The sequence below is a fragment of the Mesorhizobium sp. M0306 genome (genome assembly GCF_040321655.1).
Taxonomy (GTDB): Bacteria; Pseudomonadota; Alphaproteobacteria; order Rhizobiales; family Rhizobiaceae; genus Mesorhizobium.
The window spans coordinates 1-15,668 of sequence record NZ_JAMYRY010000046.1 but is presented as its reverse complement, the minus strand read 5'-3'; the positions used below and the strand labels follow the sequence as shown (position 1 = coordinate 15,668).

18 protein-coding genes and 1 pseudogene are annotated in these 15,668 nt (G+C 59.9%); 11 read left to right on the top strand and 8 right to left on the bottom strand.

Annotated features, from left to right (window positions below):
• The first annotated feature begins 95 nt into the window (after window positions 1-95).
• Window positions 96-1,676 carry an acyl CoA:acetate/3-ketoacid CoA transferase gene (locus NKI95_RS32045; protein ID WP_352721824.1) on the top strand — a complete coding sequence of 527 codons (1,581 nt, stop codon included), beginning with the start codon at window positions 96-98 and terminating at the stop codon, window positions 1,674-1,676.
• Window positions 1,677-1,680: 4 nt separating this feature from the next.
• Here the strand turns inward: NKI95_RS32045 and NKI95_RS32040 are convergent, their stop codons facing one another.
• Window positions 1,681-2,154: a MaoC family dehydratase gene (locus tag NKI95_RS32040; protein ID WP_352721823.1), complete on the bottom strand. Its 474-nt coding sequence runs from the start codon at window positions 2,152-2,154 to the stop codon at window positions 1,681-1,683.
• 17 nt (window positions 2,155-2,171) lie between these two features.
• Window positions 2,172-3,188, bottom strand: a complete 1,017-nt coding sequence (locus tag NKI95_RS32035) for an aldo/keto reductase (protein WP_352721821.1) — start codon at window positions 3,186-3,188, stop codon at window positions 2,172-2,174.
• A 174-nt stretch (window positions 3,189-3,362) separates the two neighbouring features.
• Between NKI95_RS32035 and NKI95_RS32030 the strand changes: the two genes are divergently transcribed.
• From NKI95_RS32030 to NKI95_RS32010, 5 genes and pseudogenes are all read left to right on the top strand, one after another.
• Window positions 3,363-4,508: an acyl-CoA dehydrogenase family protein gene (locus tag NKI95_RS32030; protein WP_352721820.1), complete on the top strand. Its 1,146-nt coding sequence runs from the start codon at window positions 3,363-3,365 to the stop codon at window positions 4,506-4,508.
• Entirely contained in the window at window positions 4,505-5,284 is a 780-nt protein-coding gene (locus NKI95_RS32025) for a 3-ketoacyl-ACP reductase (RefSeq protein ID WP_352721818.1), read from the top strand. The genes NKI95_RS32030 and NKI95_RS32025 overlap by 4 nt, the downstream gene beginning before the upstream one ends.
• A 7-nt stretch (window positions 5,285-5,291) precedes the next feature.
• On the top strand, window positions 5,292-6,440 hold the full coding sequence (locus tag NKI95_RS32020; protein WP_352721816.1) for a dihydrodipicolinate synthase family protein: 1,149 nt from the start codon (window positions 5,292-5,294) through the stop codon (window positions 6,438-6,440).
• Window positions 6,441-6,452: 12 nt separating this feature from the next.
• Complete coding sequence (locus tag NKI95_RS32015; protein WP_352721815.1) at window positions 6,453-7,313, top strand: sugar phosphate isomerase/epimerase family protein; 861 nt, start codon at window positions 6,453-6,455, stop codon at window positions 7,311-7,313.
• A gap of 350 nt (window positions 7,314-7,663) precedes the next feature.
• Window positions 7,664-7,759 (top strand): annotated as a pseudogene (locus NKI95_RS32010) (protein usg); the annotation flags it as partial.
• Window positions 7,760-7,981: 222 nt separating this feature from the next.
• On the opposite strand, the gene NKI95_RS32005 reads toward NKI95_RS32010, so the two are convergent.
• Window positions 7,982-8,365, bottom strand: a complete 384-nt coding sequence (locus NKI95_RS32005; RefSeq protein ID WP_352721847.1) for a hypothetical protein — start codon at window positions 8,363-8,365, stop codon at window positions 7,982-7,984.
• Window positions 8,366-8,517: 152 nt separating this feature from the next.
• Here NKI95_RS32005 and NKI95_RS32000 point away from each other — a divergent pair, with 152 nt between their 5' ends.
• The 4 genes from NKI95_RS32000 (at window position 8,518) to NKI95_RS31985 (ending at window position 9,983) form a co-directional block, all read left to right on the top strand.
• A complete protein-coding gene (locus tag NKI95_RS32000) occupies window positions 8,518-8,970 on the top strand; it encodes a transposase (protein WP_352721845.1) in 453 nt (150 codons plus the stop codon).
• A 17-nt stretch (window positions 8,971-8,987) separates the two neighbouring features.
• Window positions 8,988-9,110 (top strand): hypothetical protein, encoded by a 123-nt coding sequence (locus tag NKI95_RS31995; protein ID WP_292654615.1) that lies wholly within the window; start codon window positions 8,988-8,990, stop codon window positions 9,108-9,110.
• Window positions 9,111-9,248: 138 nt separating this feature from the next.
• Window positions 9,249-9,449, top strand: a complete 201-nt coding sequence (locus NKI95_RS31990) for a DUF2905 domain-containing protein (RefSeq protein WP_352721813.1) — start codon at window positions 9,249-9,251, stop codon at window positions 9,447-9,449.
• Between the two features lie 408 nt (window positions 9,450-9,857).
• Window positions 9,858-9,983 carry a hypothetical protein gene (locus NKI95_RS31985; RefSeq protein WP_023722793.1) on the top strand — a complete coding sequence of 42 codons (126 nt, stop codon included), beginning with the start codon at window positions 9,858-9,860 and terminating at the stop codon, window positions 9,981-9,983.
• A gap of 48 nt (window positions 9,984-10,031) precedes the next feature.
• On the opposite strand, the gene NKI95_RS31980 is transcribed toward NKI95_RS31985, so the two are convergent.
• The 4 genes from NKI95_RS31980 to NKI95_RS31965 form a co-directional block, all read right to left on the bottom strand.
• Window positions 10,032-10,694, bottom strand: a complete 663-nt coding sequence (locus NKI95_RS31980) for an NADH dehydrogenase ubiquinone Fe-S protein 4 (RefSeq protein ID WP_352721811.1) — start codon at window positions 10,692-10,694, stop codon at window positions 10,032-10,034.
• Between the two features lie 73 nt (window positions 10,695-10,767).
• Window positions 10,768-11,262, bottom strand: a complete 495-nt coding sequence (locus tag NKI95_RS31975; protein ID WP_352721810.1) for an Hsp20/alpha crystallin family protein — start codon at window positions 11,260-11,262, stop codon at window positions 10,768-10,770.
• Between the two features lie 74 nt (window positions 11,263-11,336).
• Window positions 11,337-11,807 (bottom strand): Hsp20 family protein, encoded by a 471-nt coding sequence (locus NKI95_RS31970; RefSeq protein ID WP_352721808.1) that lies wholly within the window; start codon window positions 11,805-11,807, stop codon window positions 11,337-11,339.
• Between the two features lie 251 nt (window positions 11,808-12,058).
• Entirely contained in the window at window positions 12,059-12,421 is a 363-nt protein-coding gene (locus tag NKI95_RS31965; RefSeq protein ID WP_352721844.1) for a hypothetical protein, read from the bottom strand.
• Between the two features lie 244 nt (window positions 12,422-12,665).
• Between NKI95_RS31965 and NKI95_RS31960 the strand changes: the two genes are divergently transcribed.
• Window positions 12,666-14,060 carry a Do family serine endopeptidase gene (locus NKI95_RS31960; RefSeq protein WP_352721806.1) on the top strand — a complete coding sequence of 465 codons (1,395 nt, stop codon included), beginning with the start codon at window positions 12,666-12,668 and terminating at the stop codon, window positions 14,058-14,060.
• A 773-nt stretch (window positions 14,061-14,833) separates the two neighbouring features.
• On the opposite strand, the gene NKI95_RS31955 is transcribed toward NKI95_RS31960, so the two are convergent.
• Window positions 14,834-15,460 carry a thermonuclease family protein gene (locus tag NKI95_RS31955; protein ID WP_352721805.1) on the bottom strand — a complete coding sequence of 209 codons (627 nt, stop codon included), beginning with the start codon at window positions 15,458-15,460 and terminating at the stop codon, window positions 14,834-14,836.
• Window positions 15,461-15,668: the final 208 nt, after the last annotated feature.

Genomic DNA, 15,668 nt, shown 5'->3' with positions numbered 1-15,668 from the left:
TCAGCAACGGCTTGATCGCAAACATCGTTTCCCGTATGATTATAACCATCTAGTTATTTAATACGATGCGCGGTTCCGACCCTCGGGAGGTGAGAATGTCCAAGATCAAGAGCGCGGCCGAGGCAGCTGCGCTGATCCCGAACGGAGCGATCGTCGCGGTAAATTCCTCAAGCGGACTTTGCTGCCCTGATGCCGTTCTCGCTGCCATCGGCGAGCGGTTCCGTAAGGAGCGTGCGCCGCGCAATCTCACCATGCTGCACCCGATCGCGGCCGGAGACATGTTCGGCACCAAAGGCATCGACCACCTCGCACAGCCCGGGTTGATTTCGACGATAATCGGTGGCTCCTATCCTTCCGGACCATCCTCGGCCGAGCCGCCTTTGATCTGGCAGATGCTTGGAGAGAACGAGGTCGCGGCCTACAATGTCCCCAGCGGCATCATGTTCGATATTCTGCGCGAAGCCGCCGGCCTGCGCCCAGGCGTGCTGACCAAGGTTGGCCTCGACACCTTCGTCGACCCAGATCTCGACGGCTGCGCCATGAACGAGGCGGCGAGGCGGAAACCCATCGTCAAGAAGGTCCGGTTCGAGGGCGACGAGTGGCTGTTCTTTCCTGCTATTAAGCCCGACGTCGCAATCATTCGCGCCAGCACTGCCGACGAGCGCGGCAATCTGACGTTCGAGCATGAGGGGGCCTATCTCGGGGCCATGGAACTGGCGCTTGCGGCCCGCAATTGTGGCGGCATCGTCATTGCCCAAGCCAAGCGAATTGCACAGGCCGGAACGCTGCGTCCGCACGATGTGCGGGTGCCCAGCATTCTTGTCGACTGTATTGTCGAGGCGCCAGACCAGCTTCAGACGACTGCGACTGTCTACGATGCGGCGATATCGGGCGAACTGTTCCGGCCGCTGGACACGTTCAGCATTCCCGATTTTGATGTTGCGAAGGTCATTGCCCGTCGCGTTGCCATGGAGCTGGAACCCGGCTGGGCCGTGAATATCGGCTTCGGCATTTCGGCCAATGTCCCGCGTATCTTCCTCGAGGAAGGGCGCCACGGCGATGTCACATGGGTGATCGAACAGGGGGCGGTCGGCGGCATACCGCTGCTCGACTTCAAATTTGGATGCTCGTCCAACGCCGAGGCCTTTGTCGCCTCGCCGCACCAGTTCACCTATTTCCAGGCCGCCGGATTCGACGCTTCGCTGCTGTCCTTCCTGCAGATCGACAGGCATGGCTCCGTGAATGTATCGAAGCTCTCCGTGCGGCCGCATGTGACGGCCGGTGCCGGTGGGTTTGTGGATATAACGTCGCGCGCTCGTAAGATCGTCTTTTCTGGCTATTTCAACGCCGGAGCGAAATTCTCGATCGCCGACGGCAAGCTCGTCATCGACAAGGAGGGAAAGATCGCGAAGATCGTCGAAGAGGTGGAGCACGTATCCTTTTCGGGCAAGCGAGGTGTTGCGCAGGGCCAGGACGTTACCTACGTCACTGAGCGCTGTGTTATCAAACTTTCGCCCGAGGGACTCGTCGTCACGGAAGTCGCGCCGGGGATCAATATTCGAGACGACATCCTTGTGCGGGCAGAGTTTCCCCTGACGATTGCTTCCGACGTCAAACCGATGGCGGACGCGCTTTTCAGGCCGGAAAAGTTCGGGTTGAATCTGGAGCAGGCCTAGTCGGTCAGCCAGCTTCCGATGCCCTCAACATCATGAGCTCGTTGGTGCCGGACTGAACCGTCTCGCCTCTTTGGTTCGTCACTTCGAATTGCAGTTTCGCGATTCCGCGCCCAGGTTTGGCGGTCGGCCGCTTGTCGAGCACAGCGATGACAGCATGGATCGTGTCGCCGGCGAAGACAGGCCTGTTGAACGACCAGTTCCAGCCGAGCGAAGCCACGGCCTCGAGCCGTGAAGCAGACTGGTTCTTCAGCCCGTCTGTCAAGGAAAGAACGAGGAGGCCGTGTGCGACGCGCAGCGGAAAGCCGAGTTTTTGCGCGGCCGCGTCCGACATATGGATATCGAAGAAATCGCCCGAGAGTTCAGCGAAGCGGTCGATATGGCTTGCTTCGACGACAAGTTCGGGCGTGGCGAACCAATCGCCCGGTATCAGATCGTCATAGGCGTAGGAGCGGTGTTCCAGCATGCGCTTGCGTTCCATCGCATCGCCTCCTGGTGTCAGGCTGGGGTTGGCGCATCCTCGCGCAACAGGCCCTTTTTCTTCAAATCGGCCCACATTTCGCCAGGGATGGGGTGGCTGAACCAGTCGAGGTTCTTGCTGAGCTGCTCCACCGTGCGCGTTCCGGCGATAAAGGAGGGGATCGCCGGATGCGCCACGACGAACTGCATGGCTGCAGCCGGCAGGGGCACACCATGCTCTCTGCAGACGGCCTCTATGCCCGCGACGCGCTTCATGATCTCGGCGGGCGCCGGTGAGTAGTTGTACTTCGCGCCCTCGACGGCACCTGTCGCCAGAATGCCAGAGTTGAACCCGCCGCCGACAACGACGGCTGCGTTGCGCTCCTGGCAAAGCGGCAGGAAGACATCGAGCGCCTCCTGTTCGAGCAGCGTGTAGCGCCCAGCCAGGAGGAAACAGTCAAAGTCGCGCTGCTTCAGAGCTTCGTGGCAGACCTGCCATTCGTTGACGCCGACGCCGATCGCCTTGACCACGCCTTCGTTGCGCAGTTTTGCGAGCGCCTTCCAGCAGCCATCCATCGCCGTCTTGAAGACTTCCGGCTGATCCGCGCCGCGCGTGAAGACATCGATGTCGTGGATGAAGCAGATGTCCATGCGCTCGAGCGCCAGCCGCTGCAGGCTGTCCTCGAAAGCTCTCATGGTGCCGTCGTAGCTGTAGTCGAAAATCACTTCGTTCGCAGCGGCATTCACCCATGGCGCAAAATTGATCTCCGAGCGCTTCTTCGGTTTCAGGACGCGCCCGACCTTGGAAGACAGCACGAACTGGTCACGGTCTTTCCATCGAAGCGAATGACCCGTCCGCAACTCGGAAAGTCCATTGCCATAGTATGGCGCGGTGTCGAAGTAGCGCACGCCGGCGTTCCAAGCGTGCTGGATCATGCCGTCCGAGGTCTCTTCATCGATTGCACTGAAGATGTTGCCGATCGGCGCCGTGCCGAAAGCGAATGCGGTCACGTCGAGATCGATCCGCCCGAATTTTCTTTTATCTCCCGCTTGCATCCATTCCTCCATTGGTAACGGTCTGGTTAGTTATCTTATCGAAGGAGGCCTAATTGGCAATAGCGACAGGCCAGAGGGAGGGTCTCCGATAGCCGTTGACGATAGCTTGACGAGGGACGTACCTGGTGTTATCTAGTAACTAAATAGTTACATACAAGCTGGATAGGTGAGGCGATGTATCTGAGCGCAACGCACGAACAGGTGCGAGACATGGCGAGGCAGTTCGCCGAGGATGTGATCCGCCCGCAAGCTGAGGCGCTCGATCGGGAGGAACGATTTCCCGCCGAACTGTACCTGCAAATGGGAGAGCTTGGACTTTTCGGGATCGGCGTGCCGGAAGAGGAGGGCGGACCTGGTTTCGATACGCTTGCCTACGCCCTTGTCATGGAGGAGCTTTGCAAGGGTTATGCATCGGTGGCCGATCAGTGCGGCTTGGTCGAACTGGTGAGCTCGCTCCTTGTGCGCCATGGTACCGCGATGCAGAAGGCACAATGGCTTAAGCCGCTTCTGAGTGCAGAGAAAAAAGGCGCCTATTGCATCACCGAGCCTGAAGCCGGAACAGACGTGTCTGGGATCCGAACCACTGCGGATCGCGATGGCTCGGGCTGGCGACTGAATGGCGGCAAGATCTGGATTCACAACGCCCCGGTGGCAGATGTCGGATTCGTGCTTGCTCGCACCAACAAGGCCGCTGGCCACAAGGGCATGAGCATTTTCATTGTTGATCTGACGTCCAAGGGGGTGGAGCGTGGCCCCAAGGAACACAAGATGGGGCAGCGTGCCAGTCAGGTCGGTGCGCTCAATTTCACCGATGTGGCGCTGCCATCCGAGGCTCTTCTTGGCGAGGAGGGGCGGGGCTTCCACATGATGATGAGTGTTCTGGACAAAGGGCGCGTCGGAATAGCCGCGCTTGCAGTCGGACTTGGCCAGGCCGGTCTGGAAGCTGCGCTTGAGTACGCCGAGCAACGCAAGCAGTTCGGTTCGAAGATCAGCGAATTCCAGGGTGTACAATGGCTTCTGGCAGATATGGCTAAGGACATCGAAGCGGCCCGCCTCCTGGTCCACAGCGCCGCCGTCAAGATGGATCGCGGAGAGAATGCAACCAAAGCATGTTCCATCGCCAAGTGCTTCGCCAGCGATATGGCGGTAGCGCGCACCGCCGACGCGGTACAGGTTTTCGGGGGCAGCGGCTATATACGCGGCTTCGAGGTTGAACGCCTTTATCGTGACGCCAAGATTACGCAGATATACGAAGGCACAAACCAGATTCAGCGCATGATCATCGCGCGGGAACTGGTCAAGTACGGCGCGCGCGCATGAGCTCCGTTCGCCAAGCTGCTTTTATCACGGGCTCGAGTCGCGGCATCGGTCTGGCGACGGCGATGGAACTCGCGCGCAATGGCTTCGACATCGCTCTGAATGGACCGATCGAGGATGCTGAGCTTGCAGCAGCAGAAAAAGCAGTGGCCGCCGAAGGCGCCAAAACCGTCAGAGTGCCGGGCGACGTCAGTGTGACCGCTTCTCACGCAGCGATGCTGGAGCAAGTCGAAGCCGCTATCGGACCGCTGTCGACACTGGTCAACAATGCCGGCGTGTCGGTGCTGAACCGCGGTGACCTCCTGGATGTGTCGGAGGACAGCTACGACCGCTGCATGGCGGTCAATGCGAAGGCGCAGTTCTTCATGTCGCAGGCTTTTGCGCGATTGCTTGTAAGTCGGACCCGGGATGACGGCCGCTTTTACAGCCTCATCAACGTATCTTCCTCCAACGCCGTTGCTGTAGCCGTGCAGCGCGGCGAATATTGCGCGTCAAAGGCCGCTGCGGCGATGATCGCCAAGGTGTTCGCAGTGCGTCTCGGCGGCGAGGGGATCGCTGTCTATGATATCCAGCCCGGCGTGATCGAGACCGACATGACCCGGGTAGCGCGGGACATGTATCAAAAACGGATCTCCGAACAAGGCCTAACGCTTTTTCCGCGGCTCGGCGACCCGTCCGAAATCGGTCGCATTATCACAACGCTTGCAACAGGTGGTCTGCCCTATACGACCGGGCATGTGATCTCCGCTGATGCCGGCATGCTTGTGTCGCGTTTCTGAGGTCAAAATGAATATCCAGCTTCCCGACGATCGAGGCGTTCTTTCCCAGTACTCACTGATTGGAAAACCCATTGAAGCAACGCCGCTTGGCAAGGATTCTAGTCGCGTGGTGCTTTCAGCTGCGCACGTTGTGGCCAATTCTTTCACGGACCAGGATCCCTCCGGTCCGGCGGTTGTTGACTGGGAGGCCACCATGGCCTTCCGCCGTCATCTCGCAAGTCTCGGCCTTGGGATTGCGGAAGCCATGGATACTGCGCAACGCGGCATGGGCCTCGACTGGCCAGTCGCGCTCGAATTGATACGCCGGACCAAGTCCGAACTTCCCGATGCGCTTGTATTTAACGGTGCAGGAACCGACCATCTCGAAGCCGACGCAGCGCGTTCGCTGGACGATGTTCGTCGTGCCTACTTCGAGCAGGTCGAGGCGATCCAGAAGATCGGCGGCCGGATTATTCTGATGGCGAGCCGGGCGCTTGCGAAGGTCGCAGCAACGCCGACAGATTATGAAGCCGTCTATCGCGATGTGCTGGCGCAGTGCGAGGGCAAGGTCATCCTGCATTGGTTGGGCGACATGTTTGATCCCGCGCTTGCCGGCTATTGGGGCGCGGGCAAATTCGACGAGGCACTGGAGACCTGCCTTGCCGTAATCGGCGAAAACCGGGACAAAGTCGACGGTATCAAGATCTCGCTGCTCGACAAGGACAAGGAGATCGCGATGCGGCGCCGGCTGCCGACCGGCGTCAAAATGTATACGGGCGACGACTTCAATTATCCCGACCTGATTGAAGGTGACGATAGCGGCCACTCCCATGCACTGCTCGGCATATTCGATCCGTTGGCGCCCGCCGCCGCTTATGCCATATCGAGGCTTGGAGCCGGCGACGTAGCCGCCTTCCGACGGACCCTCGATCCAACAGTTCCGCTCGCCCGTCTGATCTTCCGCGCTCCGACCCGCTTCTACAAGACGGGTGTGGTATTCTTGGCCTGGTTGAACGGTTTTCAGGACCATTTCGTAATGCTGAATGGTGCGCAGGCGATGCGGCCACTTCCTTATTTCGTCGATATTTTCAAGCTCGCCGACGCAAATGGCCTCTTGCGCAATCCTGATCTGGCGGTAGCGCGTATGCGCAAACTGCTTGCGGTGTATGGCGTCTGAAGGGGGCATGACATGCGTGATTTCGCAAAGGATCACTCAGCCCTTGCCCTGAATACCGCGACTCTCGGCCATAATGTCGAAAGTCAAGGAGCGGGCTGGCCTCCGGAACGGGTAATCGATGCCTGTGCGGAACGCGGCTTCGGAGCTATCACCTTTTGGCGCCGCGAGATCGGGGGGAGAGCGGTCGAGATCGGCGAGCGCACGAGAGCCGCCGGGCTTTCCGTCAGCGGTCTGTGCCGTTCACCATTTCTGGTCGGTCCGCTCGCGCCACCGACCCGGCACGCTGTTCTCGATGATTTTCACTCGTCGATTGACATGGCGGCCGGCCTGAAAGCAGCCTGTCTCACGATTTGCGTAGGCGGCGTGGTGGCAGGCACGCACAGTATGGCGGAGAGCCTGAAGCGGGTTGCGGAAATCATTGCGGAAGTCGCGCCTTACGCCGCGCAATCGAATGTGACGCTGGCTCTCGAGCCGCTGAACCCCGTCTATGGCGGAAACCGCTCGTGCCTGGTCACCGTGCGTGACGCAGTCCAGCTCTGTGAAACGATCGACCATTCGGCAATCGCCATCGCGGTCGACGTCTATCATGTCTGGTGGGATCTCTCGCTTGGTGCGGAACTAAAGCGCGCCGGCGCGGTCCGGATCGCCGGATATCACCTTTGCGACTGGCTCGCCGACACGCGTGACGTGCTTCTGGACCGCGGCATGATGGGCGATGGTGTGGCAGACCTCAAGGCTTTGCGCCGGGCTGTCGAGGAAGCCGGCTACACCGGTCCTTGCGAGGTGGAAGTTTTCTCTGTGAACAATTGGTGGAAGCGAGATCCCAGCGATGTTTTGGACATCTGCGTCGAAAGGTTCAAGAGAGTTTGTTGAGGAATCGAAGATGCGTCGAATCTGAAGAAGAGCCGATCTTAAGAGGAGGCGAACTGAACACCGATGGCATCGAATATGACACACAGCGCCCGGTCCGCGATGCAGCGGTTGTGGTGCCGCCAGACCTCACCAGAGAAGAGTCGCCAAACGCCTCCCCAGCGCAGATTTTGCGTGAAAGTCCGAGATGTGACCAGAGCGATGGCGTTTGAGGCCTTTTTGGTTCTTAATTCGGAATGGCTGGCCGAAGAGGACCTGTTCTTGGCTCGTTTGTCAGGACCGGGCTGACGGCGCACGGTTCCGATGAACTAGCGACAGAGGTTCTCATGTATCAAACCTCAACGGCTCGGCCCCCGACCCTGAACGGGTTTCTGGATTACTGGGAGCGGGAACTCGAAGGCGCGCTCCATACCGTGCGCGTCGCCCATCACCGCTCGATCCGGCCTTCGGTGCTCGGGCCACGACTTCACCTCCGTCTGGCCCAATTATGGCGACTAGCGCCACCCGTGTGCCGGAGCGGAGATACAACTCCTCGCCATCAGTGTCCCAAGCCCTGCTATGCTACTCTCCTCGAAAGAGAGCCGACCGATGATATCTACAATCGGCATGTGGTTCCGCAAAGAAAGGCCTGCCCGATGCGCCGGCAGTTAGGGGCCGCCGAGTTTACCAGCTTAGTGCGACCTGTTCGACCGGGCGCTGCCGACGATCCAGGCGGCGAGGCCAATTATGAGCAGGACTATTGATGCCGGGATGTGCGCGAGAGTTTCGTCGGCTCCCAACCATGAGGCGTCGGGAATGAGCAGCAGAAACGCCATGAGTGAAAGCGGCAACCATTCGGCGTTGAAAAGGTAGCTCATCAACTGGATCAGTATGATAAGAAACGCAAATAGGCACAGAAGGCGGCCGATGAACCGGAGAAGCAAAAAGGCTTGCTCTTTAAAGGACGACAACAAGGCAAAATCCCCACTGCCAAGTGGGCGTTCACCATGGAACCCGTTCGACAGTTCCTTCCGTCTGATGTCCAATCTGCGGTCACGCCATTTCGACATGAGCATATAGGTCTCCCCGAGCGCCAGCGCAGCGGGGGAACGCCAATTTTAGGGTAAGCTCGCGGGGAGGAAACTCCAACTCTCTATGGCTGACTATGGCTGATGACAGGTTTGTTGATCCTGGCGACTGGGTATAGCGGAAGAAATCGAAGCCGCGTCTGGCTGACCTCGATCGCGACATCGCCCGGGAAGCGGTTGATGATGCGCAAGTCCGGCGGCTTCAGACGATCACCGGCGTCAATGTCATCGTCGCGAGCGGTACCATCGCCGCGGTCGGCGACATCCGGCGGTTCCGCGAGCCGCAGAAGCTGGTGAGCTACTTCGGCCGGCGCACCGCGCGGGCCGTGCCATGTCTTGGCTTCACCATGCAGGCCCTCGACCCGCCAGCGATGACGCGGCTCATTTGGGTCCAAGAACACCAGAACGTATGGTCAGAGCTGCAAGGGGAAGCCAAGGAGGCGATCGGTGAAACTGCTCAACGAGCTAGCGTGGCGAAACGTTCGCCGCGCCAGACCGTTTATTCTGCTCCAAGAGAGGTCCATTCATGCCCAGACGAGATGCAAAAAACCCGGCGGCCAGACGGCCAACGAGCCCTCGTTCGCGTCCCCTAAAAGGCGAGGAGACGGAAGTGAACCACATCGTCGAAACGCAAAGTGTATCGCCAGCCCAGGCGCGAGAGCTTGTGCGGCGGCACGGAAACGATTGGCGTAAGATCGATGAAGCCGCCAAGTCTTATAAGGACGACAGCTAAGCACTTCCAAGCCGGGGGAAAGGGAGCTTTGTCACGGCAATCCGCGGAGTTGCAAATTGAGCGGATCGGCTTGAGGCGACGAATGATCACTATCGCAACGTTCATGGTCAGCCACTATATTCCCGGCCGGATGCCGCCATGTCCAGAACTCTGATTGTCATTGGTCTGATTATAGTTGCCATAGGCCTATTGTGGCCCTGGTTGTCGCGGGTCGGTACGGGCAGATTGCCCGGTGACATCGTGATCCAACGTGAGAACTTCACGTTTTACGCTCCGATCGGCACTGGGATTCTGATCAGCATCGTGCTTTCGTTTGTTCTGTGGCTACTCAACCGATAGCGAGGACGGCGAGCCCACGTCGCCGGAGGAAAGAACGACGTGGGCCGATCGGAGCTATCCGATCTGGCAGCAAAAATATGAGGGAAAGAGTTTGCTGCGTGGGCAGAACTTTCCCTACGCGCCGGTGTTCCATCGCGTGAGTGAAAAAGCCCGCCGCACAGTTTGATGCGGCGGGCCGATCAAGCGCTGTTGCACCCGGCGGGGGCTCGGGTCGGGCATGCCCGGTGCGCGCGGATCACAGGGATTTTAGATGCATCAGCTGCAATACGTCGACCAACCGACGGTTGGACAACACGAGGCTTGATTCCGAGCGCTTTCTCTCAGTGCCGAAGGGACAAGATAGTTGCAGGAACTCAGCCTTGGCGCGGCACGTTGCTAAGTCGTTGACCTTCGCAAAGGATGTATCCAATGGCGAAAGACATATCTCGCGAGGAAGAGCAACGCGGCACCGAAAAAGTTCTCTTCTGGGGCGCTGCGATCGCTCTTGTCCTTTTTGTGTCTCTGCTGACCATCGCCCTCGTCGGGACGTCCTGATCTTTTTAGACAGCAGGATTAGACCGGCGGGCGCGAGGTCTTGTGAGCTTAGGGGCGGATGCCGCGCTGCTGCACCAGTGCGAGCAGCGCCTGTTCCACTTCGTCGAGCCGCGTCGGACGCGCGTTTTCCGGCACCCCTCGGCCGTCGCGAGATCGACCAGATACTCGTTCCACGCCCAGTTTCGCACGATGGCGCGTTTCTCGTCGGCTGTCAGACGAGGATCGACGACCACGTCCATCGGCGATGCATAAAACGCCTCCGCCTCCGTCAGCGCCGGTCCATAATGTGGCGCCTGCGAAACCCCGCCGTACGCCGGCCTGCAGCCGCTTGTCCGCATCGGAAGATTCGACACTGAACTTTTCGGCCGCCGGGCTTCCTTGAACCGCGTAGGCAAGCCCCTGGCGTTCGGCATAGTCGATGGCCGCCTGAGCCGTCGGAAAATCGAGTTCCACCTGGGTCAGCGTGTCTGCGCCTCCGGTGTAACCCATCAGGGGCTCGATGACGGGCGCGGTACGCCTCTCGAACACCAGCCGCCAGCCCTTCGGCTGCGCACGGCCCGAGGTCATGGCTGAGCGGCAAGGCTTGTAAATCCGTGCGACCGCATCACGCGGGAACTCGGATCGGCCGAACAACGGCGCTCGCCCGCATTTGTCGTTTGCCGGTCCGATATTTTCTACGGCTGGTGTGACTTCGCTTTCTTGCTTCTGCATCACTCATCCCTCCCATTTTTGGCGAAGGATGCGCCGGAGGCAGCGGCCTGCCGCCTCCGACTTGGTCCATGCGTCAGTGGGTGATCGGGATGCGCTTCACCTTCGACTGCGCGTTCGGGTTCTTCGGTAGCGCCAGGGTCAGGACGCCATTGGCAAAGGACGCCTTGACCTTGTCGTCCTCGACCTCGTAGCCGAGGGGTATGCGCCGCTCGAAGCGACCATAGAAGCGCTCGGAGTAGTCCTTCTCGTCGGTCTCCGACCGCCTCTCGCCACGCAGGGTCAGCACGTCCTCGTCAAGCAGGACTTCGATATCCTTCTCTTCCATACCGGGGACTTCGGCGGTGACGCGAAGCTCATTATCCGACTCCGAAATCTCCACCTTCGGCCAGCCGCTATCGAAAGGCGAAAGCTGCCCCGCAGCAGGCAAGCGCGTCTCGAAGCTCCTCAACATATCGTCAAAGAGCCGGTTTACCTTGCGGTGAAGCGAAAAGAACGGGTCGCCACCGCTATAGATGCTTGGGGCCTGGTTGTTGTTGCGGCCCCACGGGATAAGGTCACGCATGTTCATCTTCATCACCTCCACGTTCAACCGCGCGGCACCGGGCGATTGCCGGTGCCTGTCGCTTCTGATTCACGCCGACTTCAGGCTGCGTTCTTTTCGGCCTCGATCTGCCGCGGCGCTGCCTTTGCCGTACTGCCGGCGATGGCGATCCGGCGCGGCTTCATCTCTTCGGGAAGCTCGCGCTTGAGATCGATGTTCAGCAGCCCATTGTCCAGGCTGGCGCCGACGACCTTCACATGGTCGGCCAGTTCGAACCGACGCTCGAAGCCGGGCCCGGCTATGCCGCGATAGAGATACTGGCCGTCATCGTCGCCAGATTGCGACCCGCTCACAACCAGCAGGTTAGGTTGATGAGTGATGGTCAGCTGATCCTGTGAGAAGCCGGCGACCGCCATGGTGATGCGATAGGCGTCCTCACCAGTCTTGGCGATGTCATAGGGCGGCCAATTGTCCATCGCAGTGACACGGCTCGCATTTTCCAGCATGTTGAAAATGCGGTCGAAGCCGATGCTGGACCGGAACAGAGGGGTAAAATCGAGGTTTGTCCTCATAGCCACATCCTCCTTTGAGCAACATGGACACAATGAGACGCCAAGAGAGCCTTAACGCCTCCTGGACTTGCGCCGGCCCCATCTGGCGACCGGCGATTAGTTATTTATAACAGTGCTTTACGGAATTCAAGGGCGTTATAGGAAAATTTTCAGCCAGATGAATGGTCGCAGAAAAACACGTCTATCCCGCCCGCCGGCAGGACCTCGCCGGTGGGCGGATGCCTCGGATGAAGAGCGTGGCCGCGCTCCGCTCAAGGTCGATCGACGGATGCCGTAAAACCGGTGACCGCGATGCTGTCAATCTCACGACCCCGACCGGCGCCGGGGAGCTTCTCCAATTGATCCAGTTGGCGCAACGCGTCCATGATGGCATCGAAGCTGACCGGTTCGGTTGCTCCCGGCGGCATGCGCAGCGCCGGCACTGATTCCACTGCACAGGCATCCGATGCCCATGACGAAAGGATTGCACGCTTCTCCTGGACGTCCAGCGTCACGTCGGTCAGCACGTCCTGAGGTCGCTCGAAATGCCGTGCTGGATGGAGCAACCGGTCAAGAAAAACATCAGGGCCCTCGGGCCCGATTGGGGGAAAACTCGTCGAAATGGCTCCTTCCATCGATGGTCCTCCGCTTTGAATAGTCTCCTCTGTTGACGTCATTTTGGTGGCTCTCGCGATTTCCACCAGCTGAAATTTTGGAGGGTTTCGACCAAATTTCAATGGCCCCGCAAGGCCACATTTTTCGCGGTTCAGCCCACCATCAACATTTTTTCGAACCGGTGAAACAATCGGCGTGAATGTCAGTTCTTGCGTCTGGGACAAGTCGCAGCAGTGCCAGGGCGGTCGGGCAGGAGAACCAAACATGTCCTACATTGCCAGGAAGCGACTGTGCATTGGCCTCGTCGCAGGAATTTTGATGCTCTCGGCTGGCGGCCTTGCTGCGGTTTCGGCACAGGAAATCCCGAACGACTTCAGCGCAATCGTGCGTCAGAAGCTGCCAGGCGTGGTCGCGATCACGACGAGGCAGCTCATCCAGGACCAAACGATGCTCGACGATTTTCTCAACCCCTTCGACAGCCGCGGGCCTGCCCAGCCGCAGGTGCGAGAAGCCCTTGGCTCCGGCTTCGTGATCAGTCCCGAGGGCTACATCGTCACCAACAATCATGTCGTCGCCGACTCCACCGAAATCCACGTCGTATTCTCCGATAAGGAGACTTCGCCCGCGCGACTGGTGGGCCGCGATCCAGCAACCGACATCGCGGTGCTGAAGGTCGAGCCACGCCCCAACATGACGACCACCGTCTGGGGTGACTCTGACGCAATGCAGCCGGGTGCCTGGACCATCGCGATCGGCAGTCCCTTCGGGCTCGGGGGAACCGTTACCGTCGGTGTTCTTTCCGCCCGCTCGCGCGACATCCAGGCCGGCCCTTACGACGATTTCCTCCAGACAGACGCCTCTATCAACAGAGGCAATTCCGGCGGCCCCCTGTTTAACGTGCGAGGCGAAGTGATCGGGGTCAACGCGGCCATCGTCTCGCCGTCGGGCGGCAGCATAGGCATCGGTTTCGCCGTGCCGTCCCGAACCGCACGGAGCGTCGCCGATCAGCTCATCCGCACCGGCCGGATCGAGCGCGCGTTCATCGGAGTGCGTCTCCAGGAGGTGACGCCGTCGCTTGCCCAGGCGCTTGGCATATCGAGCACCAAGGGAGCGCTGGTCGCCTCGGTCGAGCCCGGCAGTCCGGCAGACAAGGCCGGCTTGCAATCGGGGGATGTGATCACCCGGTTCAACGGCAAGGACGTTCAGGGCGTCCATGACTTGACGCTGGCGGCAGCTAACGAAAAGCCGGGGTCGAAAGCCACGCTGACAAGGAACCGCGGCGGCTCCCAGCAGGAGGTGGAACTGACCCTCGGTCAACGCAAGGACGAGGAGGTACAGACCGGTGCCGTTCCGAGTCCGGAAGCGGCGGACCAACGCCTCGGGCTGTCGCTCAGCACCATTCCGGACGAAGCGCGCCAGCAACTCGGTCTGCAGCCGGATACCACCGGCGTGTTTATCCAGGAAGTGGCGCCGAATAGCCCCGCCGCCGAGAGCGGCCTTCGGCCTGGCGACGTCATCGTCTCGGCCAACAACCGGGATGTGGCACAGCCGTCAGATATCCAGGAGGAGTGGGCAAGATTCCGGCAGCAGCACAAGCCCATTCTGTTGCGCATAAACAGGCAAGGACAATCGCTCTTCATTGCCCTAGCTGCTTCCTGACGTAGCGTGCGTCGAAACCAAAAATGTGGCAAAGTTTCCGTTCCGTATCCGAAAGAACGGAATCAGGTCGCCGGAGCCCAAACATCACTTCAGCCGCCTCCTCCCATCTCGCGCGCGGCAAAAAGCAGCCTGCCGGCCGCGGCTCCCATCATCGTCCGCACTTGAGCAGCTCGTGCCGAGCCGTGTCAATTTTGACGCACTCCGTTCCTATATAGCGTGACAGAAGACCTTCGCCGCGTTGGCGATGATGAAGACCGGCCTTGCCGGAACCGCGCAGCGAGCGCCCTTCCCGAAGACGCCATATGACCACATCTCGCACGGTCATTGTTGAGACGGCAGCGTCAAAGTTCGCCGCATCAGTTGCAACGAGTTCTGGAAAATCAGGCCGGACTTGAGGCCAGCGAATGATAACGTCAGGTCGGCTCGCCGTGTTCTGCATCGCTCGTTGTCGATGGGTGGCGATCATAATCGACGGGCGGTGACAACATAACTTCGGCCTCGACTCTGCCGAACTCCCTGCCGATTTGGAATGCCGCTGAAAGCTGTCTCATGAACGGAGGGCGGCACGTATTTTGGAGGCATCGTTGGATCTTCCCGCTTTCATTTAGTCGACAATAGCTGGTCCGCTTGGAACGGCAGTCCGTCACCGTTCAAAAGCCACCCGTCGAGGCGGCCTTTCATTAGGAACCCCTCCACATGACCAAACCCACCCCAACGCGCCGCGGCGCCAACACCGACGTGCGTGCGACCGTGAAGCGGCAGCACCTGCAGGTTCAACACTGGCTTTCGCAGGCGATGCCGTCTTTGTCGCGGTCTAGCTTGCGGCCCCAAGAGCAGTTGGCTAGGTACCAACTTGCTTCATCGCACGAGCTGATTTGGGAACAGGTGCGCCGCGGCTCGCATGAATAGCCGCTTTGTGCGACGTGATGGCGGGTGATTAAGCCAAGCGGCTGGTTAGAAAGCGGCCGGTTGTCGGCATGCGCTAGACGCCACACCCAAGGCGCCTGAAAAGTTCCGGCCCACAGACCGAGCTTTGCCGCCTCTGCCTTCGCCTGCTGCCCCGCATAGGCGCCGTGGCTGTAGAGGGGCCAGTCCAGTGCCAAGCCCTCCTCGAGAAGCCAGCGCTGAACGCTACGACCGTCCGCCCGATCGCAGTTCCCGACAAGACGCCCGTACCGATCACGATCGACAAAACTGCAATGCAGCGGTCGCGAAGCTGCCAGGAACTTGTCCAAGGCTTGGGCAGCGCGGCGCCCGCATGGGTAGTCAAAGCCCTTGGCGTCGTCGCAGTGCTGGCGGCTCTCGGGCGCGTCGATGCCATTGAAACGTATCCTTTGGCCTGCAATCTCTACTGTGTCGCCATCGATCACCGAGGCGCGGCCTTCCATGTGGCCAGGCAATGGTTCTGTCCAGTTTGTTGGCCAGCAATCGTAGCGTAGAGTGTTGACGCGCCTTCCTTGCCGTTGAAGCTCTCGACGAAGCCGTATCCGGCATGATGTTCTTGGTGCCATCGTTTGTTCGGTCGTCAGGTTCGTTAAGCTTGGCGCATCCGGGCCACGGGGCACCGGGAGCACGCAAGTGCGGGCAGGCCGTCGTATGCAGATGAAC

Bases quoted from the DNA above. Each gene is read 5' to 3' on its own strand.
- NKI95_RS32045 (WP_352721824.1), top strand. From the start codon at position 96: ATGTCCAAGATCAAGAGCGCGGCCGAGGCAGCTGCGCTGATCCCGAAC.
- NKI95_RS32040 (WP_352721823.1), bottom strand. From the start codon at position 2,154: ATGGAACGCAAGCGCATGCTGGAACACCGCTCCTACGCCTATGACGAT.
- NKI95_RS32035 (WP_352721821.1), bottom strand. From the start codon at position 3,188: ATGCAAGCGGGAGATAAAAGAAAATTCGGGCGGATCGATCTCGACGTG.
- NKI95_RS32030 (WP_352721820.1), top strand. From the start codon at position 3,363: ATGTATCTGAGCGCAACGCACGAACAGGTGCGAGACATGGCGAGGCAG.
- NKI95_RS32025 (WP_352721818.1), top strand. From the start codon at position 4,505: ATGAGCTCCGTTCGCCAAGCTGCTTTTATCACGGGCTCGAGTCGCGGC.
- NKI95_RS32020 (WP_352721816.1), top strand. From the start codon at position 5,292: ATGAATATCCAGCTTCCCGACGATCGAGGCGTTCTTTCCCAGTACTCA.
- NKI95_RS32015 (WP_352721815.1), top strand. From the start codon at position 6,453: ATGCGTGATTTCGCAAAGGATCACTCAGCCCTTGCCCTGAATACCGCG.
- NKI95_RS32005 (WP_352721847.1), bottom strand. From the start codon at position 8,365: ATGCTCATGTCGAAATGGCGTGACCGCAGATTGGACATCAGACGGAAG.
- NKI95_RS31990 (WP_352721813.1), top strand. From the start codon at position 9,249: ATGTCCAGAACTCTGATTGTCATTGGTCTGATTATAGTTGCCATAGGC.
- NKI95_RS31985 (WP_023722793.1), top strand. From the start codon at position 9,858: ATGGCGAAAGACATATCTCGCGAGGAAGAGCAACGCGGCACCGAAAAA.
- NKI95_RS31980 (WP_352721811.1), bottom strand. From the start codon at position 10,694: ATGCAGAAGCAAGAAAGCGAAGTCACACCAGCCGTAGAAAATATCGGA.
- NKI95_RS31975 (WP_352721810.1), bottom strand. From the start codon at position 11,262: ATGAACATGCGTGACCTTATCCCGTGGGGCCGCAACAACAACCAGGCC.
- NKI95_RS31970 (WP_352721808.1), bottom strand. From the start codon at position 11,807: ATGAGGACAAACCTCGATTTTACCCCTCTGTTCCGGTCCAGCATCGGC.
- NKI95_RS31965 (WP_352721844.1), bottom strand. From the start codon at position 12,421: ATGGAAGGAGCCATTTCGACGAGTTTTCCCCCAATCGGGCCCGAGGGC.
- NKI95_RS31960 (WP_352721806.1), top strand. From the start codon at position 12,666: ATGTCCTACATTGCCAGGAAGCGACTGTGCATTGGCCTCGTCGCAGGA.